19 protein-coding genes and 1 tRNA gene are annotated in these 20,500 nt (G+C 59.2%); 7 read left to right on the forward strand and 13 right to left on the reverse strand.

Annotated features, from left to right (window positions below; genetic code table 11):
• Positions 1 to 9 precede the first annotated feature (9 nt).
• The 9 genes from H8F23_RS19175 to H8F23_RS19210 all read right to left on the reverse strand — a co-directional run bounded on the left by H8F23_RS19175 (position 10) and on the right by H8F23_RS19210 (position 9,047).
• Positions 10 to 624 (reverse strand): glutathione S-transferase family protein, encoded by a 615-nt coding sequence (locus H8F23_RS19175; protein ID WP_093430026.1) that lies wholly within the window; start codon positions 622 to 624, stop codon positions 10 to 12.
• Complete coding sequence (locus H8F23_RS19180) at positions 621 to 2,402, reverse strand: FAD/NAD(P)-binding protein (protein ID WP_194935434.1); 1,782 nt, start codon at positions 2,400 to 2,402, stop codon at positions 621 to 623. Before H8F23_RS19180 ends, H8F23_RS19175 begins: the two co-directional genes overlap by 4 nt.
• Positions 2,396 to 3,427: a 2,3-diaminopropionate biosynthesis protein SbnB gene (gene sbnB, locus H8F23_RS29160; protein ID WP_324187892.1), complete on the reverse strand. Its 1,032-nt coding sequence runs from the start codon at positions 3,425 to 3,427 to the stop codon at positions 2,396 to 2,398. The genes H8F23_RS19180 and sbnB overlap by 7 nt, the downstream gene beginning before the upstream one ends.
• Before the next feature lie 5 nt (positions 3,428 to 3,432).
• The gene (sbnA, locus tag H8F23_RS29165) at positions 3,433 to 4,407 is read right to left on the reverse strand and encodes a 2,3-diaminopropionate biosynthesis protein SbnA (RefSeq protein ID WP_324187893.1); all 975 of its coding nucleotides are present in this window, start codon (positions 4,405 to 4,407) and stop codon (positions 3,433 to 3,435) included.
• A gap of 418 nt (positions 4,408 to 4,825) precedes the next feature.
• Positions 4,826 to 4,901: transfer RNA gene (locus H8F23_RS19190), tRNA-Phe, on the reverse strand.
• Between the two features lie 104 nt (positions 4,902 to 5,005).
• Positions 5,006 to 5,278, reverse strand: a complete 273-nt coding sequence (locus H8F23_RS19195; protein WP_016986336.1) for an oxidative damage protection protein — start codon at positions 5,276 to 5,278, stop codon at positions 5,006 to 5,008.
• A complete protein-coding gene (mutY, locus tag H8F23_RS19200; protein WP_194935435.1) occupies positions 5,275 to 6,342 on the reverse strand; it encodes an A/G-specific adenine glycosylase in 1,068 nt (355 codons plus the stop codon). Before mutY ends, H8F23_RS19195 begins: the two co-directional genes overlap by 4 nt.
• On the reverse strand, positions 6,339 to 8,564 hold the full coding sequence (locus H8F23_RS19205; RefSeq protein ID WP_194935437.1) for an AsmA family protein: 2,226 nt from the start codon (positions 8,562 to 8,564) through the stop codon (positions 6,339 to 6,341). Before H8F23_RS19205 ends, mutY begins: the two co-directional genes overlap by 4 nt.
• Before the next feature lie 78 nt (positions 8,565 to 8,642).
• Positions 8,643 to 9,047, reverse strand: coding sequence for an acetyl-CoA sensor PanZ family protein (locus H8F23_RS19210; RefSeq protein ID WP_194935438.1), 405 nt, complete (start codon positions 9,045 to 9,047; stop codon positions 8,643 to 8,645).
• 224 nt (positions 9,048 to 9,271) lie between these two features.
• Between H8F23_RS19210 and H8F23_RS19215 the strand changes: the two genes are divergently transcribed.
• The 6 genes from H8F23_RS19215 (at position 9,272) to hisF (ending at position 14,253) form a co-directional block, all read left to right on the forward strand.
• On the forward strand, positions 9,272 to 10,936 hold the full coding sequence (locus H8F23_RS19215; protein ID WP_099757746.1) for an OFA family MFS transporter: 1,665 nt from the start codon (positions 9,272 to 9,274) through the stop codon (positions 10,934 to 10,936).
• Positions 10,937 to 11,200: 264 nt separating this feature from the next.
• Positions 11,201 to 11,794 (forward strand): imidazoleglycerol-phosphate dehydratase HisB, encoded by a 594-nt coding sequence (hisB, locus tag H8F23_RS19220; protein WP_007909204.1) that lies wholly within the window; start codon positions 11,201 to 11,203, stop codon positions 11,792 to 11,794.
• Positions 11,794 to 12,432 (forward strand): imidazole glycerol phosphate synthase subunit HisH, encoded by a 639-nt coding sequence (gene hisH, locus H8F23_RS19225; protein WP_007909206.1) that lies wholly within the window; start codon positions 11,794 to 11,796, stop codon positions 12,430 to 12,432. Before hisB ends, hisH begins: the two co-directional genes overlap by 1 nt.
• Positions 12,433 to 12,693, forward strand: coding sequence for a DUF2164 domain-containing protein (locus H8F23_RS19230; RefSeq protein WP_003220751.1), 261 nt, complete (start codon positions 12,433 to 12,435; stop codon positions 12,691 to 12,693).
• A gap of 42 nt (positions 12,694 to 12,735) precedes the next feature.
• Positions 12,736 to 13,473 carry a 1-(5-phosphoribosyl)-5-[(5-phosphoribosylamino)methylideneamino]imidazole-4-carboxamide isomerase gene (gene hisA, locus H8F23_RS19235; protein ID WP_003220753.1) on the forward strand — a complete coding sequence of 246 codons (738 nt, stop codon included), beginning with the start codon at positions 12,736 to 12,738 and terminating at the stop codon, positions 13,471 to 13,473.
• Positions 13,474 to 13,482: 9 nt separating this feature from the next.
• Entirely contained in the window at positions 13,483 to 14,253 is a 771-nt protein-coding gene (hisF, locus tag H8F23_RS19240; RefSeq protein ID WP_007972752.1) for an imidazole glycerol phosphate synthase subunit HisF, read from the forward strand.
• Positions 14,254 to 14,306: 53 nt separating this feature from the next.
• Here hisF and H8F23_RS19245 read toward each other — a convergent pair whose 3' ends face one another.
• Entirely contained in the window at positions 14,307 to 15,824 is a 1,518-nt protein-coding gene (locus tag H8F23_RS19245) for a trypsin-like serine peptidase (protein WP_194935439.1), read from the reverse strand.
• 323 nt (positions 15,825 to 16,147) lie between these two features.
• Between H8F23_RS19245 and H8F23_RS19250 the strand changes: the two genes are divergently transcribed.
• The gene (locus H8F23_RS19250) at positions 16,148 to 16,903 is read left to right on the forward strand and encodes a substrate-binding periplasmic protein (RefSeq protein ID WP_194935440.1); all 756 of its coding nucleotides are present in this window, start codon (positions 16,148 to 16,150) and stop codon (positions 16,901 to 16,903) included.
• Here the strand turns inward: H8F23_RS19250 and H8F23_RS19255 are convergent.
• The 3 genes from H8F23_RS19255 to H8F23_RS19265 form a co-directional block, all read right to left on the reverse strand.
• On the reverse strand, positions 16,884 to 18,260 hold the full coding sequence (locus tag H8F23_RS19255; protein ID WP_194935441.1) for a Vps62-related protein: 1,377 nt from the start codon (positions 18,258 to 18,260) through the stop codon (positions 16,884 to 16,886). The genes H8F23_RS19250 and H8F23_RS19255 overlap by 20 nt on opposite strands.
• A 117-nt stretch (positions 18,261 to 18,377) precedes the next feature.
• Positions 18,378 to 19,154, reverse strand: coding sequence for a divergent polysaccharide deacetylase family protein (locus H8F23_RS19260; RefSeq protein ID WP_194935442.1), 777 nt, complete (start codon positions 19,152 to 19,154; stop codon positions 18,378 to 18,380).
• Between the two features lie 2 nt (positions 19,155 to 19,156).
• Positions 19,157 to 20,476, reverse strand: a complete 1,320-nt coding sequence (locus H8F23_RS19265) for a S41 family peptidase (RefSeq protein WP_053116593.1) — start codon at positions 20,474 to 20,476, stop codon at positions 19,157 to 19,159.
• Positions 20,477 to 20,500: the final 24 nt, after the last annotated feature.

The raw sequence follows: 20,500 nt of genomic DNA on the forward strand, positions 1-20,500 counted from the left end.
TTCCTTAACTTAATCGTGAGTCTGCCCGCTGTACTCGGTCGCCCGCATGGACGCCCGCTCACAAAAAGTCTGATACCACTCGGTCAGGCGTGCTTGAGCGGAAAAGTCCGAGAGTTGGCGAAAGGCGATCCAGTCGAGCGCGGTCGCCAGGGCGATGTGGCCGAGGGTGATCGGGCCATTGAGGTCGACGTGTTCTTCGATGAAGCGGTAAGCCTCCTTCAGTTTGAACGCTTGACCGTCGGCGTAGGCCGGGTAGCGCAAGGCCTCGGGCCGGCGCTCGACTTCCCAGCGCAGCTTGATGCCGACATCGCACATGCCCTGCGCCAATGCTTGCAGGCGCAGCGCCTTGTAGCGCTCAGGGCCGTTTGCCGGGATGAGTTTCGGCCCGTCGCTCAGGTCGTCGAGGTATTCACAGATCACGATGGAATCGAACAGCGCCGTGTCGTCAGGCAGGATCAGCACCGGCACTTTGCCCAGCGGATTGGCCTTGTAGATGATCTCGTTTGGCGACGTCGGGCTGGTCTCGTGGTGGATCACTTCCAGGCTCGACGCGATGCCGAGTTCGTGAGCCAGCACCAGCACCTTGCGGGCGTAGGGTGAATGCGTCTGGTAGAAAAGCTTCATGCTGAAGTCCCTGTCTCAAGGATGGCAGTGGCTGCTCGATGGGCGTCCATGAACAGACGCGAAGGCGCGCCCGCCGAGGTGACGTAGTGGTTGTAGTAGCAAGAACCTTCGGCGAGCGGGCCGAGTACCCAAATGTTGCGCACCGGTTCGCCAGCGCTCGATTTCGGGTGGCACGCGGCGTCGACATCGATGCCGTCGATGCCCGGTTCGTCGGTTCTCGGGCGGATCAGGCCCAGCCGCGCCAGATCACGCACCGGCGCGCAGTCGCTGTTGCTCACGCCGCTGCTCTGGACATAACCGGCGACGCGTTTGAAGTCGTTGATCGCAGGACGTGAGCCGGGCTTGAGGAATGTCAGCAGGCCGGCGTCACACAGGGCGAGCAGGTCGGCGTGGCGCTCTTTTTGCGGGCCCGCAACGAGGCGGTTGATCGCCTTGTGCCAACGGCCATAGAACTGCCGATGCGACGCGTCGGTCAGCCCGTCGAAATCGACGGCCTCACGCAGGCGGTCACGCAGATCGCGCCAGACTTCGATGGCGGCTTTGATCGCCGATCCTCCGCGCCCCACTCGCGATTCGTGCAAATCGGCTTCGAGGGTGTCGTAGATCCAGGCGTGATAGTTGTAGGGCTGCACGTCGTCGGGCAGTGCATGCCAGATCAGCGCTTGCGGATCGATCGAGCCGCGGGTCGCTTCGTACTCACGCAGTAACGCCTCGCAGGCGACAACACCGGGTTCGCCAGCAACGCTAACGGCCCTGAGTCGCTCCAGCACCTGCTCTGGCGCTGATGGGCTATGCACGACGGCGACAGCTGCCGCACGCATCTCCAGCAGCATCAGCGGCAGGATGTCCTGTTCGAAGTCCAGTTGCCGGTTGTTGGCTTTCGCCCGCAGGGATTCGATGCGCGTACTCGTCAGCAGCACGGCGCGATGGCGCGGACATTCAATCAGACCGTTGGGGCGGGTGCGAAACGGCAACCCGTCCCGTGACTGGATAAAGATCACCGGCTCCTGGCCCGAAGGCTGATAGGCGTGACTGCCGTCGGCCATGCGCTTGTAGCTTCCGCCCCTGCCGGAGGTCAGCGCCGCCAGGGTGTCCATCGCACCCAGCCCGAGCCCTTCGACCAGCACGGTTTCGCCCGGCTCGATGGTGGCGAGGCTGCCGGGCAGCGGATAGACATCATCGACGCGGTTGCGATCCGCCGAGCGCAGGCGACCAGTATGGCCGACCGTCAGAATCAGCCGATCCACGGTGACCGCAGCCCCCGAAGCGGTCTGCAGCCGGTATTGCTGACTGGCGTTGCTCTCGACCGCGGTGACGGCCTGCTGATGCAGGTTCACGCTCACCCAGTGCGGCGCCGTCGCGAGGATTTGCGCGAAGGCATCCGCCAGATAGGCGCCGAGCAAATGGCGCGGCAGGAAGTCCTGCGGCTCAACGTCACGGCCGTCGGCGGCGAGCAGTCCGCTGTCCGCGTCGACCTTGATGCGCTGCTCGTGGCACCACGTCAGGAAATCCGCGCCCGGCCGTTCCCGCACATCCGTCAGGTTTCCGAATGCCGCTGCGTCGGGAAAAACTCCGAGCTGGCCAGCGACGGTGTTGAGCAACAGATAGTCTGGTTGATCCGGCCAATGCGCGCCGCTTCCGAGCACGTTCGGATCGAAAATATCGATGACGACTGGCTGCTCCGCACGCGTTTCAGCAAGGCTCAACAGGCGTTCGAAAATCGACAGCCCGCGTGAGCCGCAGCCCACCAGGCCGATGTGCAGAGGCGCCTTCACCATCTGCGCTCCTCCCCGAAGAAGGAGGGGATGGCGACCGCCGAACCGTCCTTGACCGCGATGTCGTGGATCATCCGGCCAATTGCCAGATCGAGGATGCCCATGCCGAACGGCGAATAAATCAGCGGCTTGTCCGTGGCAACCTGCAGGTCGCCGCGAATCAATTGCCCGACCGTGCCGGTAACGAAATCACGATGACCGTACTTTTGCTCGGCCAGATGCGGCGAGGTATTGGCTTTCAGGCAATGGGTCACGTCGTCGAAGTAGTTGTAACTTTCTTCGATGATCTCTGCGCCGATATCCCGCAGCGAGATGTTCAGCACGATCTGCCCCGGGCGGAAGGTGCCGCTGCCGTTGACGTAGGGTTCGCCGGCACTGGTGGCGAACACCACGATGTCGGCGCTCAGTGCCTCGTCCAGCGACAACAGCTGTACATCCGGCACCCCGAGTTGCTTGCCGAACGCCGCCAGCGCTTGTGCTGATTCTGCATTGAGGTCGTGAATGCCCACGCTGTCGAACGACCAGTCGTCGGCGATGAACGTCTCAAGGATGTTCCGCGAAATCACCCCGCCGCCAATGATCGAGAGTTTTGGCGCGCTTTTGCTTTGGCCATTCAGCCACCAGGCACCGAGCACCGCCGACGCAGCGGTGCGCACGGCACTGATCAGCGCGCCTTCAAGCAGCGCGTAGGGATAGCCGGTGTCCGGATCGTTGAGGATCAGCACCGCCGAAGCGCGCGGGATGCCCGACTTGATGTTGTCGGGATAGCTGGCAATCCACTTGATCCCGGAGACGGACTGATCGCCCTCGCTGTCGACGATCGCCGCCGGCAAGGCAATGATCCGGTTCGCCGGTTGCGCCGGAAAACGCAGGAAGTAGCTATCCGGGTTAACGGTTTCGCCGCGCTCGTGGGTCAGGTAGGTCTGGGCGACCATGTCGATGGTTTCGTGACGCAGCCCGTTGAGGATGTCCTTGACGACGGCGCCTGGGATGACATGGAACGGTTGAATCGAGTTGTGTGTGGTCATGGGGATTACGCCGAGAGTGCCAGAGCGATTTCTGGAAAGAGTGATTGCAAAGCGCTTGCGCCGATTCGCTGGGTGACCCAGTCATCGGAGTAGATGGTTTCGAGGTAGCGCTCACCCATGTCGGGGGAGATCGCCACGACGACATCGTCAGGACGGATGTGCGGCGCCCATTGCTGGATGCCCGCCAGGACAGTGCCGGTGGAGCCACCAAAAAGCAGGCCGTAGCGTTGCGCCAGCCAGCGGCAGACCTTGATCGTCTGTTCCTCGGCGATCGATACGAAGTCGTGAATCCCCGACGGCTCGAAGATCTCTGGCAGACGGCTGGTACCCAGCCCCGGGATATGCCGCGTACCGCCCGGCAGACCGAAGGTCACCGAGCCGACCGTATCGACGGCAATCACTTTGGTGTGCGGATGGTGTTCGGCGAAGTAGTTCTTGCAGCCCATCAAAGTACCGGTGGTACCGGCGCCGACGAACAAGTAGTCCACGTGTGGAAACCTATGGGCGATGGACTTCGCGGTCGCTTGATAGTGAGCGAGGGGGTTGGTCGGGTTTTTGTATTGATTGAGCCAGATGTAGTCGGAGTTCTCTGCGACCAGTTGCTCGATCAAACGGATACGCGAATTCAGGTAGCCGCCGTTTTCGTCACGCTGATCGACCATGATCATTTCGGCACCCAGTGCCTGCATGAGTTTTCTGTTCGGCGCAGAAATGTTCGGGTCGATCACACAGACAAACTTGTAACCCTTGGCGGCGCAGACCATGGCCAGCGCAACCCCCAGATTCCCCGAGGAAGACTCGACCAGGCGAGTCTTATGGTGAATCCGGCCCTGGTTTTCCAGATCCGTGATCAGGGCGTGTGCGGTTTTGAGCTTGATCGATCCGGCAGGATTCAGTCCTTCGATTTTCAGCTGGATCGTTGCGCTGCACAGATCGCCAATCTGCACATAACTGTCTTCATTGATAAGTTGCTTGATCATACGTCGTCCGTTTCGCTCTTTTGCCGGGCGCACAGGGGCGCCAGCATTCATCCTGGAATGTTTGAAAAGCAGTAAATGCAGTTCGCCTGTTGGGTTTGTTTTTAGATTTTTTAGCTGGACAGGAAGTGACCTTGCGGTGGACGCCGATCTATTCAAAAAATCAGGTTTTGCGCTCTGAGGGCTTCAGAAGCCCAGAGTGTTGCGGGGCGCAAAGTAGAGCCAGTCATTGGCTCGCCAAGGCTTGGAGGAATACTGGCGAATTTTCCTACACGGGGAGAGATACAGATTTTGGGTATTTTTCAGTACAGGCGGGTTTGAGGTGTATCGAGAGGAGGGCGTAGCGGGGCGGACAGATAGGCGTGATCAAATTGCAGGCATAAAAAAACCCTGAATCTTGCGATTCAGGGTTTTCGGTATTTGGTGCCCAGAGACGGAATCGAACCGCCGACACGGGGATTTTCAATCCCCTGCTCTACCGACTGAGCTATCTGGGCAACGGGGCGCATTAAAAGGGTTTTTCGGATTTACGTCAACGACTTTTTTAAAATTTCTTAAATTAATTCCGTCGCTTACGATCCGGCCCCCGATTTTGCAGGGTTTACTCAGCAGGCGGAACGTAGCCTTCGGCCTTGGCGTATTCCTCGCCGGAGAAGTACTTGTCCATTTCGCCCTGAAGATATTTGCGGTCTTCGGCGTTCATCATGTTCAGACGCTTTTCGTTGATCAGCAGGGTTTGGTGTTTCTGCCAGTCAGCCCAGGCCTTGGCCGAGACGTGGTCAAAAATATCCTGACCTTTGGCGCCCGGGAAAGGGGCGCGGTCCAGCGCGGGCAATTCTTCTTTGTACTTGCGGCACATTACGGTGCGGGTCATGGCGACTCTCCTGCATTCAAGACGGCGGCCGCGCGTTCGAGCAAGGTTTTGACCGGGGCGGCGAGGCCCAGGCGCGGCGGGGTGGCGAGGTTATACCAGAGCCAGTCGGCCTCGGCCACGTGATGGGCGGCCTCCTGCACCTGAACCAGCCAGGGTTCGATGGACAGCTGGAAATGGCTGAACGTGTGAACGAGGTTCGGCAGGGCCTGCTGCTCGCCCATGGTCAGCGAGTGCTGATCGGCGAGATGTTGCAGGTCATCGAGGTCGTCGAGTTCCGGCAGGCTCCACAGACCGCCCCACAAACCGCTCGAGGGGCGACGGTAGAGCAGAATCGCGCCGTCGCCGTTGGCGAGCATCGGCATCAGCGTGCGCTTCTGCGGAATGGCTTTGCGCGGCTTGGGAATCGGGTAGCGGGTTTCCAGGCCGAGCATGTGCGCTTCGCAGCCGCGCTCAAGCGGGCACAGCAGGCAACTCGGCTTGCTGCGCGTGCACAGTGTGGCGCCGAGATCCATCATCGCCTGGGTGTAGGCGTTGACCCGATCGTGCGGCGTAAAGCGTTCAGCGGTGGCCCACAGTTGTTTGGCGACCTTCGGTTCGCCGGGGTAGCCCTCTTGCGCGGTAAAGCGTGCCAGCACGCGTTTGACGTTGCCGTCGAGGATCGGCGCGCGCAGGCCCATGCTGATGCTCGCGATGGCGCCGGCAGTGGACAGACCAATGCCCGGTAGATCCGTAAGCTTTTCAACGTCACGCGGAAACTCGCCAGCGTACTGGCTGACGACGATCTTCGCAGTCTTCTGCAAATTGCGCGCGCGGGTGTAGTAACCCAGCCCGGTCCACAGGTGCAGCACTTCGTCTTCCGGTGCTTCGGCCAGCGCCTCGACTGTCGGTAGCGCGGCCATGAAACGGTCGAAATAGTTGAGCACGGTGCTGACCTGGGTCTGCTGCAACATGATCTCCGACACCCACACCCGATACGGGTTGATGTCCTGCTGCCAAGGCAGATCGTGGCGGCCGTGGCGGTCGAACCAATCCAGCACCGCCGTGGAAAATTGCTCCGCTCTCATCGCTTGAACAGCCCCTTCAATGCGTTTTTCAGTTCCGGGCTGACCTTGTCACCGAGTTTCTCGTCGATTTTTTCACTGAGCTTGTCGCCGGCCAGTTTGGTCGCGACCTGACCGAGGCGATCGTTGTCGACACGGCAAGCCTTGGCGCCCAACTCCAGCGGGCCGCGGCAGCGTAGCGGCCACTCGATGCCGACGAATTTTTCGCCAACCTGGCAGGCCGGATCCGGCATGGCACTGGTGTCGCCTTCGACGATGATGCCGACGCGATAGTCCATGCCGAGCACGCGCAAGTCGATGTCGCCGTCACCGTTGACGGTCATGCCGGGGATGCGCACTTTCAGGTCCGGGTTGCTGGCGATGCCGTTGCGGAAGGTCAGGTTGCCCTTGAGTTCCTGGAATGGCGTGTCTTTACCGCGTGGTTCGCCGCTGAGAGTTTTGCGGTTAAGCGTGGCGATGCCTTTGCACAGTTGCTGTTCAAGGTTGGCGTTGAGCAGCACGCCGTTGTTGATCACGAAACTGGCGTTGCCGTTAAGCGTATCAATGAGCGCCTGCTGGCTGTTGCCGCTACCAGTGACATTGCTGGTGAGGGTTACCAGGCCTTTGACCGGCGGGTTCTTGCCTTGGCTTTCGAGGATTTTTTCTACAGGCACGCGATTGAGCTTGGTCTGCAGGTTCAGCACAGGCGCGCTCGGGCGTACATCGAGGGTGCCATTGGCGGCGAAACCGCCGTTGTACAGTTCACCGCTCAGGTTGGTCAGGGTCAGCAAGCCGCCTTGGCCGGTGGCTTTCAGTGCGGCGTTCTGGATCGGCAGTTTGTCGAGGGTCAGTTGGCCGAAGGTCAGATCGGCATCGACGTCGAGTTTGGCTAGGCGTTCAACCGGCAACAGGCGCTCAGTGCTCCAGGCGGTTTTGCTTGGTTTGTCCGGCAGTGGCGTGGAACCGGCACCGGCCATGGCATCGGCTTCGGTGCTGGCGACTTCGGCCTGACGCACTTGCGTGGCGCTGTTGGCTTGTGCCGATTTCGGCGGCAGGTAGCGGTCAGCGTTGAACGTATCGGCCTTGAGAATTGCCCGCAGCGATTGTTTGGCGAAGTCTTCGACGGCGATGCGGCCGCTGAAGCTGCTGTCGTCGAGTTTCAGATTGATATTGTCGAAGGCAATGCTGGTTGGCGTGGCGGCAACGCGGCTGACCAATTCGACTTTGCTCAGACTGCCCTCGGCCATGGCCGGCAGTTTCTGACCGATGCTGTCGACGAATTTCGCCAGATCGAACTGGGCGATGGAGATGCCGCCGGTGATCTGCGGGGTCTTGTCGAGGTCATTGGCTTTCAGCTCACCCAAGGCGCGCAACTGGTTGGCAGAGATCTTGATACCGGTCCATTCGGCGACGTTCGCCGCTTTGTCCAGCGATAACTGGCCCTGAGCTGCGAATGTCATGGTTTTACCTTGCAACGGATCGCCGGCCAGTTCGCCGGACAGCTTCATGTCTTCGAACCTGTAGCGCTGCAGTGCGCGCTCGATGCGCAGTTCGCCAGTGAGCTCGGTACGCACGCGCAGGACCGGCTGGTTGGTGCCGAGGAATGCCGTGGCTTTCACCGGAATATTCGTCGAATCGTGTACCGGGCCCGTGCTCAACTGGATGCTCTCGGCGCTGAATTGCTTGCCGGTCAGCTCGTCGTTGTATTCAACGCGGGCGTTGTTGACGGTCAGGCTGTCGATGTCGAGGCGGATCGGCTGTGGCGGTTTTTCCGCTTGGGCAGGGGCCTCGACCGTGGCCGCGCTGGCAGGTGCGGGGCTGCCGGCAGGTGCGGCGGCTGTCGGCACCTTGCCGATGTCTTCCCAGTTGCCGTGGCCGTTCTTGTCGCGTTTCAGGCGCAGGTTCAGCCCTTCAACGCGGACATCGCTCATTTGCACTTCGCGGCGCAACAGCGGCAGTACCCGCACGGACAGGCCGAGCATCTGCAAATCGGCATACGGTTCGGTCGGATTGATCAGGGTGGCAACGCTGGCCTCGTGCAGTTCCAGGCCGAGCCACGGAAACAGGCTCCAGCCGATGTCGCCATTGAGCGTCAGCTCGATGTGGGCCTTGTCGCGGGCTATCTGGCGAATCTCGTCTTTGTAATCGTTGGGATCGAAGAGGTGGGTCAGGGCAAAACCTGCCGCCACAATGATCAGCAACAATCCGAGAAGTACCAGACCCAGGATTTTGCCGAACGCTTTCATGGGCGAGTCCTTGTAGTTAGTCGAATTCTTAATTTAGCCGGGGAGTATAGCGCTGCAATTGCCCGGTTCGGTGTGGCGTCATGTTGCCAGTACCTCCAGCGGGAGGTGTAACTTCGCTGCGATTGCCGAGGCTTCAGGATGCCCGGCAGGCGCCAGCAGACGCAGTTCAGCCCCCGCTTGCGACGCCATTTTCTGCGCTTGGTTCACCAGCCGTTCAGCAACCCCACGGCGACGGGTAACTTTTCGTACGCATAAATGGGACAAGTACCAAACGTCGTGGTGCCTCTGCAGGCGCGCGGCACCGAGCAGGCGGTCGTTGAAACGCCCGGCAATAAAACTTCCCTCGGCGAGCGCGCGGTCGATCAGATTGTTTTCACCGGAAAACGGCGCAAACAGCCAGTCCGGCGCGTCGCGATAAATCTTCCGCAAATCCTCCTGGTCCTGATAATTGGCGGCGTTCAGCGCTTGTACGACGATTGGCATGGCGTTTTCCTGAGTGATACGAGATCAGACGACAGAAAAAAGGTGATATCAGTTTGGTTTTTCTGTCACGTGCAAATGGTAACCTTCGCCCGTTCGTCCGTCCTTCTGCGACTTAACGTCGCGCCTTCAAGGAGCTTCACCCAAAAAAACGGTCATGCCTGCGTGCATAAAGGCCGGGGGTGAACAGTGGCTGGCGAACCATACTAATAATTGGGGGATACACAATGAGCACGAGCATCACGGCGGACGGCCTCAAAGCCGATCAGCCCGCGTTCCTGTCCAAGGAACGCATCATCGCCAAGCCCGGTTTCAACCGTTGGCTAGTCCCACCGGCCGCTCTGGCCATCCACCTGTGCATCGGCATGGCCTATGGCTTCTCGGTGTTCTGGTTGCCGCTGTCCAAGGCGCTGGGCGTCACCGCTCCGGTGGCTTGCGCACCGGACATGAGCTTCATCGCACAGGTATTTTCGTCGAACTGCGACTGGCCGATCTCGATGCTCGGCTGGATCTACACGCTGTTCTTCATCTTCCTCGGCTGCTCGGCAGCGATCTGGGGTGGCTGGCTGGAACACGCGGGGCCACGCAAGGCCGGTGTCGTATCTGCACTGTGCTGGTGTGGCGGTCTGCTGATCTCCGCGTTGGGTATTTATACCCACCAGATCTGGCTGATGTGGCTCGGCTCTGGCGTGATCGGCGGTATCGGTCTGGGCCTGGGCTATATCTCGCCGGTCTCGACCCTGATCAAGTGGTTCCCGGACAAGCGCGGCATGGCGACCGGCATGGCAATCATGGGCTTCGGTGGCGGCGCGATGGTCGGTGCACCGCTGGCAACCGCGCTGATGAGCCACTTCGCTTCGCCAACCGGTGTCGGCGTCTGGCAGAGCTTCGTCGCCATGGCCGCGATCTACTTCGTGTTCATGATCGGTGGTGCTCTGGCTTACCGCGTTCCGCCGACCGGCTGGAAACCTGAAGGCTGGACCGCTCCGGCGAAGAAAGCCTCGAACTCGATGATCACCCACCGTCACGTGCACGTGAATGTGGCGTGGAAAACCCCGCAATTCCGTCTGGTCTGGCTGGTGCTGTGCCTGAACGTGTCTGCCGGCATCGGCATCCTCGGCATGGCTTCGCCACTGCTGCAGGAAGTGTTCGGCGGCAAACTGCTGGGTGTCGATGTGCCGTTTGGTCAGCTCGACGCCGGGCAACTGGCCTCGATCGCTGCGATTGCTGCCGGTTTCACCGGTCTGCTCAGCCTGTTCAATATCGGTGGCCGCTTCTTCTGGGCTTCGTTCTCGGACTACCTGGGCCGCAAAAACACCTACTTCGTGTTCTTCGCCCTGGGTTTTGCCCTGTACGCGCTGATTCCGAACATGGGCCATTTGGGCAACGTTGCGCTGTTCGTGGCGGCGTTCTGCATCATTCTGTCGATGTACGGCGGCGGTTTTGCCACGGTGCCGGCGTATCTGGCCGACCTGTTCGGTACGCAGATGGTCGGTGCGATCCACGGTCGTCTGCTCACCGCTTGGGCTGCGGCCGGCGTGCTCGGTCCGGTGCTGGTGAACTACCTGCGTGAGTATCAGTTGAGCATCGGCGTTGAACGCGCTGCCGCTTACGACATCACCCTGTACATCCTCGCAGGCCTGCTGGTGCTGGGCTTCCTGTGCAACCTGCTGGTGCGTCCGGTGGCTGACAAGTACTTCATGACCGACGCTGAACTGGCTGCCGAACAGGCGCTGGGTCACGACAAAGGTGCTGATGCCAGCACGGTTCTGGAGTGGAAAGCCGCCCCGGGCAGCAAGCCGCTGGCGATCGCTGCGTGGCTGGTGGTGGGTATTCCGTTGGCGTGGGGTGTGTGGGTGACCCTGCAGAAAACGGCGGTACTGTTTCACTAAGTAAAAAAGCAGTACCCCCGTAGGAGTGAGCCTGCTCGCGATAGCGGTCTGACAGTCACAGAAATGTTGATTGCCAGGTCCTCATCGCGAGCAGGCTCACTCCTACAGTTGTTTTTGGTGTGCCTGTAATGGCTTGTATGGACATGTCTACCCGCGACAGCCGGGCATTCTATCCGTCAGCCATCTCACCTCTCGTGTTTCTGTTTACGCCCCGCATGCCTATAATGGCTGCCTTTTTCGCCCAATGATTTTGCGGAGCTGGTGATGGCCGAACGTAAGGCGTCTGTCGAGCGCGACACTCTGGAAACCCAGATCAAAGCCTCGATCAACCTTGATGGCACCGGAAAGGCCCGATTCGATATCGGTGTTCCTTTTCTTGAGCACATGCTGGATCAGATCGCCCGTCACGGGTTGATCGACCTGGATATTGAATGCAAGGGCGATCTGCATATCGACGACCACCATACGGTGGAAGACGTCGGTATCACCCTCGGCCAGGCATTTGCCAAAGCCATCGGCGATAAAAAAGGCATCCGTCGCTACGGTCATGCCTACGTGCCGCTCGATGAAGCGCTGTCGCGCGTGGTCATCGACTTCTCCGGCCGTCCAGGCCTGCAGATGCACGTGCCGTACACCCGCGCCACCGTCGGCGGCTTCGACGTTGACCTGTTCCAGGAATTCTTCCAGGGCTTCGTCAATCACGCGCTGGTCAGCCTGCACATCGACAACCTGCGCGGCACCAACACTCACCACCAGATCGAAACCGTGTTCAAGGCTTTCGGCCGCGCGCTGCGCATGGCCGTCGAGCTGGATGAGCGCATGGCCGGGCAAATGCCATCGACCAAAGGCGTTCTGTAATGCAGACGGTTGCAGTAATCGATTACGGCATGGGCAACCTGCACTCGGTGGCCAAGGCCCTCGAGCACGTCGGTGCCGGCAAAGTGCTGATCACCAGCGATGCGGCGGTGATTCGCGAAGCTGATCGCGTGGTGTTTCCCGGTGTTGGCGCGATTCGCGATTGCATGGCGGAAATCCGTCGCCTCGGCTTCGATTCGCTGGTGCGTGAAGTCAGTCAGGATCGTCCGTTCCTCGGCATCTGTGTCGGCATGCAAGCCTTGCTCGACACCAGTGAAGAAAACGACGGCGTCGACTGCATCGGCCTGTTCCCTGGCGCGGTGAAGTTCTTCGGCAAAGATCTGCATGAAGACGGCGAGCACCTGAAAGTCCCGCACATGGGCTGGAACGAAGTGAAGCAGAAGGTCAGCCACCCGCTGTGGCACGACATTCCGGACATGGCGCGTTTCTACTTCGTGCACAGCTACTACATCGCTGCCGCCAATGCGCGGCAAGTGGTCGGTGGCGGTCATTACGGCGTCGATTTCGCTGCGGCGCTGGCCGATGGCTCGCGTTTCGCCGTGCAGTTCCACCCGGAGAAGAGCCATACCCATGGCCTGCAATTACTGCAGAACTTCGCTGCGTGGGACGGTCGCTGGTAAATGGCTGCCAAGAAATCCAAACCGCCGATCCTGACCCTTACTCCCGAACAGGAGAACGAGGCCAATCGCAAGATTCAGCGGTTCATGGAAGACCGTTTCGAGCTCGATCTGGGTTCGTTCGAAGCGGCGGAAATTCTTGAGTTATTTACCCGCGAAATTGCTCCGCACTATTACAACAGGGCGATTTTCGATGTGCAGACCCACCTCAAAGAGCGGTTTGAAAGCATCGAAAGCGACCTGTGGGCGCTCGAGAAAAACTGATTTCCGAGCCAAGCTGAACATTCAAATTTGAAGGTTTGCCAGATGCTGATTATTCCCGCTATCGATCTTAAAGACGGTGCCTGCGTACGTTTGCGTCAGGGCCGCATGGAAGATTCCACGGTGTTCTCCGATGACCCGGTGAGCATGGCTGCCAAGTGGGTGGAGGGCGGTTGCCGCCGTCTGCATCTGGTCGATCTGAACGGCGCGTTCGAAGGCCAGCCAGTCAACGGCGAAGTGGTTACCGCGATCGCCAAGCGCTACCCGACCCTGCCGATCCAGATCGGCGGCGGTATCCGTTCGCTGGAAACCATCGAACACTACGTCAAGGCTGGCGTGAGCTATGTGATCATCGGCACCAAAGCCGTGAAAGATCCGGCGTTCGTCGCTGAAGCCTGCCGCGCGTTCCCGGGCAAGATCATCGTCGGTCTGGATGCCAAAGACGGTTTCGTCGCCACCGATGGCTGGGCTGAAATCAGCACCGTGCAGGTCATCGACCTGGCCAAGCAGTTTGAAGCCGACGGCGTCTCCTCGATCGTTTATACCGACATCGCCAAAGACGGCATGATGCAGGGTTGCAACGTGCCGTTCACCGCTGCGCTGGCCGCTGCCACCAAGATCCCGGTGATCGCTTCCGGCGGCATCCACAATCTGGGTGACATCAAGTCGCTGCTCGACGCCAAGGCACCAGGCATCATCGGCGCCATCACCGGCCGGGCGATTTACGAAGGCACCCTCGACGTCGCCGAAGCGCAAGCTTTCTGCGATTCGTACCAAGGCTGAGGACTGACCATGGCGCTGGCCAAACGCATCATCCCTTGCCTGGACGTGGACAACGGCCGGGTCGTCAAAGGTGTGAAGTTCGAAAACATCCGCGACGCCGGTGACCCGGTGGAAATCGCCCGTCGTTACGACGAGCAGGGTGCCGACGAGATTACTTTTCTCGATATCACCGCCAGCGTCGATGGCCGTGACACCACGCTGCATACCGTCGAGCGCATGGCCAGCCAGGTGTTCATTCCGCTGACCGTTGGCGGCGGCGTGCGCACCGTGCAGGACATCCGCAACCTGCTCAATGCCGGCGCGGACAAGGTGTCGATCAACACCGCTGCCGTGTTCAACCCGGAGTTCGTCGGTGAAGCGGCGCAGCATTTCGGCTCGCAGTGCATCGTTGTCGCCATTGACGCGAAGAAAGTCTCCGGCCCGGGCGAAACCCCGCGCTGGGAAATCTTCACCCATGGCGGGCGCAAGCCAACCGGCCTCGATGCCGTCGAGTGGGCGAAGAAAATGGAAGGCCTCGGTGCCGGTGAGATCCTGCTGACCAGCATGGATCAGGACGGCATGAAAAACGGTTTCGACCTCGGCGTGACCCGCGCGATCAGCGATGCGCTGGGCATCCCGGTGATCGCTTCCGGCGGCGTCGGCAATCTGCAGCACTTGGCTGACGGCATTATCGAGGGCCACGCCAGTGCGGTACTGGCGGCGAGTATTTTCCACTTCGGTGAATACACCGTGCAGGAAGCCAAGGCCTATATGGCCCATCGCGGGATCGTGATGCGGTAGATTGCCGTCGGTGATGTGGCGAGCTTCGCATCGAGCGAGACCCGCCACATGGCTCATTCTGCTATCCGGGATTGCGTAGGGTAAAGCTGATCAGTCCGAACCTCTGAAACACTCAGGTTTCGATCCATCGTGTAACTGCATAGCGTCAACGGCAGCGCCTGAGTGGGGGTGTAAAACCCGTCGTCGACTTTGCTGTAATACTCAGGATTGATCTCGGAGCAATTGGTTTCTTCTGCCGGGCCCGTGTATATACGGGTCCAGAGATTGCGATCCGCCTCTTCGCGGTACTTTATAAAAAGATAATCGCCGTCTGGCTCAATGGTGAGTGTCGGCGCGGGTAATTGCATCGGAACGGGAGTTACGACTCTTGCTGCCAGGATTTGGGCGTTTCCAAGAAGTCGGCTATCGGCGTGTTGATCGATTGAGTTCACGCCAATCAAACATAAATAATGCAGTCCGGGTTCTCGGCCAATCTCTGATTGCACTTTTGCGTTGGTTGTACTGATTCGGTCGCTGTAGTGGTCAGGTGAATAACAAGCCTGTGCATCACGAACAGTCTTGAAGCGATAGAACTCGGTACTCATGGAAAAGTTGATATCCCATTTTGGCGCTGGCTGATTAGTGTTGTTGGGTGTTTTGTGCAGTCCGATATCTGTAATGGCTCTTGAATTTAACCTGAACTGAAAGTTTGAGTTGGGAGTGAGTGCGCAGTTTTCTGTGTCGAGACGGAATGTTCCATTGGCGAAACAAGCAGTCAGATAGTCGACAGGAAAACTTTGGCTAGCCTGATGCGGCAATAGAGATTGTGTATTTCCATCTCCACACAGACCATGCCAGAAGCACAAGTCATCCGAAGGAATACCATAAGTAGTGCCGGATAATATGCCGGTCACTTGTCCCGTTTCAGCATCGATCACCGGAGCGCCGGAGGAGCCTGGTTCAATACCCTTGCAGTCTTGTTTCTGGTAGTCGGTGTGAACATTCAAATACTTGATGAGGGGGGTGTGGGTCGGCTCTTGTGTGCAAGTCGAAAGCCTCAGGCCGGCTGCAGTGGCTGGCGCGCTTACCAGGTTCACCTGACTGACGTTGCGTGGCCTCGCCGCCGCGAGCTTGAGTGGGGTTACTCCGTCTTTCAACAGGCTGTCCAGTGAGGTGCCTAACTGCAATATAGCGATATCAGTACTGGCGAAACTGGCCCAATTGACCTTGTTGATGTCATAACGCTTGGCGTCCGTGAGCGTGTCATGGAAAAAATTGAACTGTATCTGACCTTGATAAGCAATGTCAGCGATTGTGCCGACTCTGATGGAAGTGCAGTGCGCATTGGTCATTACGTAAGCAGGTCCGTTTGCTTCTTTGCCTGTTTCGCGAGTATCTAGCAGGAATGCGCTGCAATAAGGTCTATCGTCTTTGAAAATCTTGCCAATGCCGTTCCAGTGATTAAAGTCGCCACCCGCGTTACTTAGCAGAATTGCTTCCGGCGCTTCGGCTGTAGTGCCTGCACAGGAGATTAATGGAAGTGTGAGTGCCATTGCTGAGCACGCAAAAAATATTCGGGCTTTATTAGTCATGATCAATCCTTGACCGTATTTCAGGAATTAATGGAGTAACTGTATTTCGCTGGTGAGTGTAATTCGTTGTGCTGTTCGGTATGTGCTGGCTAATGTGAGTAGTTGTGAGTGCGGTTGTCTGCAAGTCAAACATGTGAAGTCGGTGAAGGTCGCAGGAATCTCTGATTCGGCTGAAAACTGTTCTTTCGCATGCTGTTTTTTTGATACGTCAGCACGTGCTGATGCTTTTTAAATGGGGTCAGGATCGAAAACCATACAGGCCAGTGGACAGCATGGCGCACCCAAGGCACTCTTGGGCACGCCATGGATTCCGGTAGCCCGACATGATCAAACGCCTGCTTCTTGTTCTCGCCAGCGCCTCGATGTTGCTCATCAACACTGCCCGCGCCGAAACCAGTCCCGACACCGATCTGGTGCTCCTCACCGAAAATTTCCCGCCGTATAACATGGCGAAGAACGGCAAGAACTTCGCCCAGGGCGAGAACATCAATGGCATCGCCACCGACATCGTGCGCGAAGTGTTCCAGCGTGCCGGCATCACTTACAGCCTGACCCTGCGCTTTCCTTGGGAGCGCGTCTACAAACTGGCTCTGGAAAATCCCGGTTATGGCGCCTTCGTGATGGCGCGTCTGCCGGACCGCGAAAAGCTCTTCAAGTGGGTCGGCCCGATCGGTCCGGATGACTGGATCATGCTGGCCAAGGCTGACAGCAAGATCACCCTCGAAACCCTCAATGATGCGCGCAAGTACAAGATCGGTGCCTACAAGGGCGATGCGATTGCCGAGACACTGACCAAACAAGGTCTAAAGCCGATAGTAGTGCTGCGCGATCAGGACAACGCGAAGAAACTGGTCAATGGTCAGATCGACCTGTGGGCCACCGGTGATCCTGCCGGGCGCTATCTGGCGCGGCAGGACGGTGTCACCGGTCTCAAGACCGTGCTGCGCTTCAACAGTGCAGAACTGTATCTGGCGCTGAACAAGGACGTCTCAGACGAAGTGGTCGCCAAGCTTCAGGCTGCGCTGGATCAGTTGCGCAAAGAAGGCGTGGTGGACGAAATCATGGGGCGGTATCTATAGCGACATCCAGGCCCGATGATGGCTGCTCTTTAGCGTTGGCGCCATCGGTGCCAGATATTGCCGGGGTGTCTGTCGTCAGCGGCGGACACGCGCTGGCGAACTCGACGGACTCCGGCGGATATTGCGTCAGCAGAACGCTTGAATCATCGGTGTAACCAAAGTCGACCGCCACTTGAGTACCGTCTTCCCGTACCAACTCGTAATGGCTTTGCATCTGATAAACCGCGACGGCTGTTTGCTTCGGCGCCATGGCAATCACCACTTGAGGTCGTAGCTCGTTCCAACCGTTGGAAGACGTTTCGGTACGGGTCAAACTGTTTGGCAGGCAGGCCGAGAATTTTGTCATGCGGATATCGCTGAGAGGCACGGTCGGCCAGGCTTTGACGATTTCCATGGCGGTAAAACTATGGAACATACGCATTGTCACCGCGTTTTGCAGGCGTGGTGCTGTCCATTTAACGGCCCGATACTTGTCCGATTCATTGCGCTCGTGACCAATGAGCACATATTCGTCAGTTCTCTTCAGTTCGTAGTAAGGCGAATTGCGAAATTGTTCGCCGGGATGAGCATGATCTCGCACTGCGAACCAAGGCAGGCGGGCAATCTGGGTGACGGTGGCGGGTTCGTTCACTGCGGGCTTCGTGTAACCGGTGAGGGTCGGAATTTGCGGCGATGCGTTGACTTGCAGCGGGATTTGCATGCGCAAGCCATACGCCGTCGAAGGTGCTGCAGGCTTGCTGTAGCCCTGGATGCCCACGAAGGTGCCGGGCGCAAAATGGATGTCGCCTGCGGCGGCAGTCGACGGTTCGATGCCATAGGCGCTGAAACTGAGCTTGGCACCGCTGCCCTTGTCATTCCAGATCAGATCGCCGACGTTCGCTGCTATGACCAGGTCGAGCCTGACGCAGCGCACCGAGTTCAACGAAGGTTTGCAGTGATCGTTGGAGCACACGAGTCCCAGAGCGACGTAACCGACGGGGGCCAGAGGTCGCCAGATCGACATGCGAGTAACTCCGGGCGCTCCGGTTTCTTTCCAGACCAGTTCAAAATCGGCAGGGCGGGCCAGTGCCTTTCCTTTAGTGCTTAAGGACCCTTCCATATCTTTCTCGCAGACCACGGCTGCGACCATTTCGCCATTGATATTGGCGTCGCCGGGAAAGAGCACGTCGCCCAGCGGAAAGTAGCCCGGCAATGCATCTGGAGCAGGAGTGGGGCGCCAGAATGTGGCAGGTTTGGCTTTTGAGCCGTTAGTGCTCCAGACCCGGTGAAACTCCGTGGTGAAGTTGATCAGCAGATTGTCCTGCATGATCGGTTCCATGGGCATGGGATGCGCTGCGGTGTTGTCTTCAATAGTCATGATGATTCCTGATAGTTGAAAGCGACGCCAGGGCGTCGCGACCTGTTGCAGGTCGCACTATCGGGAACAGGGACGGTTTCCGGGTGGTAACTATGTATGTGCTAGCGTCACAGGGTGTTACCGATACACGCCGTCCTTGCCATGGCCAGCCATGGCGCGATTACTGCGCAGGCTGATCATTTGCTTGATATCGATCCAGTCGATGCCTTGAGCCTTCAACTTCGGCAGTTCGCGCTCGAGCACCGCCAATGTCTGCGGATACGGATGGCCGATCATCACCGCCGAACCCTGCTTGCGCGCCAGGCTGATCGCGGTTTGCAACTGCGTATAGATCGCCGCTTCAGTGCGTTCGTCATCAAGAAACACGTCCCGCGAGACACTGGCCAGATCGATCTTCTGCGCCTGCTGCGCCGCCACGGTCTGGGCGCTGGTGCGGCTGTCGACGAAGAACTTGTGCCGGCGCTGCAGTTCGCCCATCAACCAGGCCATCGCCACCGGTTGCGCAGTCATGCGGCTGCCCATGTGGTTATTGATGCCGGCAGTGTAGGGGACCATTTTGAACGCGGCGTTGAGGCGTTTTTCCAGCTCTTCGATGGGCAGTTCGGGGTGCCAGGCATAGGGACCGGTGGCCGGGTCCATGGGCATGTGCAGGATAACGATCTTGCCGGCGCGATGGGCTTCGCGGGCAAACTCGGTGGCGTGCGGGGTGTCCGGCATGATCGCCGTGGTCACCGGGCCGGGCAGGGCCAGCACGCGGCGATCCCGGGGCAGGTTCTGCCCCAGGTCGTCGATGATCAGTGTCAGATAGGCTTTGTGTGGCTTTGGGCTGGCGGGCTCTGCGTGAGCAGCACCCGCCAGACAGCACAACAGAACGAGGACGAAACGCAGCGACATCCTCAACGGCCGGACGTGATGCTCAGCCCTTTGAGCAGGCTCAGGGCCTGGGCCAATTGATAGTCATCATCCTGCGGCATGGCTTTGGGCTTGGCGCCGGAGCCGGTTGGTTTGTCCGCGCCGCCGTTGCCGTTGCCCAGGTGACCTTGCAGGTCGGCTTCCTTGAAGTAATCGCCATCGGCCTCGTTGGTGATCTTGGCCTTGCGCACTTCGATGTCCGGAACGATGCCCTGCGCCTGAATCGAACGACCATTCGGCGTGAAGTACAGCGCGGTGGTGATCTTCAATGCACGGTCATTGTTCAGCGGCAGTACGGTTTGTACCGAGCCTTTGCCGAAACTGGTGGTGCCCATGACTACCGCGCGTTTCTGGTCCTGCAGGGCGCCGGCGACGATTTCCGAAGCCGAGGCACTGCCACCGTTGATCAGCACGACCATCGGCACGGCTTCACTTTCGTCTTTGCCGGTGGCCGAGAAACGCAGTTCGGAATTGGCGATGCGGCCTTTGGTGTAAACGATCAGACCTTTGGTGATGAAATGGTCGACCACTTCCACCGCTGCTTGCAACACGCCGCCGGGGTTGTTGCGCAGGTCGAGAATGATGCCGTTGAGCTTCTTGCCGTTGTCCTTGCGCAGCTTGGCCAGAGCCTTGGAAACCTCTTCGCCGGTCTTGACCTGGAACTGGGTGATGCGGATGTACGCATAGCCGGTTTCCAGCAACTGCGCCTTGACGCTCTTCACCTGAATCACCGCACGGGCCAGGGTCACGTCGAACGGCGTGCCGCCGTCGCGTACCAGGGTCAGGGTGATTTTCTGGCCGATCTTGCCGCGCATTTTGTCGACAGCTTCGGTCATGGTCTGGCCGCGCGTCGGCTGGCCGTTGATCTTGACGATGAAGTCGCCGGCCTGAATGCCGGCCTTCGACGCCGGGGTGTCATCGATTGGCGAGACGACTTTGATGAAACCGTCTTCGGCGCCGACTTCGATGCCCAGACCACCGAACTCACCGCTGGTGCTTTCCTGCAGCTCGGTGAAATCTTCAGGGCCGAGGTACGCCGAGTGCGGATCAAGGTTGCTGAGCATGCCCTTGATCGCGTTTTCCAGCAGGGTCTTGTCGTCCACCGGCTCGACGTACGCGGCTTTGATCCGGTCCATGACCTCGGCAAAGGTGCGCAACTCTTCCAGCGGCAACGGTGCCTTGGAAGTTGCGGCAGTGCCTGCCGGAGCGACGGCCGGGGCCGGTTGAGCGGCGAACGCCAGAGGCGCGCCGATCACCAGGGCGATCGTCAGGGCCAGCGAGGTAAGGCGGGACAAATGCAGCATGTCGAACGAACTCCTGAATTAGGC

This window comes from Pseudomonas neuropathica (genome assembly GCF_015461835.1).
Lineage (GTDB): Bacteria > Pseudomonadota > Gammaproteobacteria > Pseudomonadales > Pseudomonadaceae > Aquipseudomonas > Aquipseudomonas neuropathica.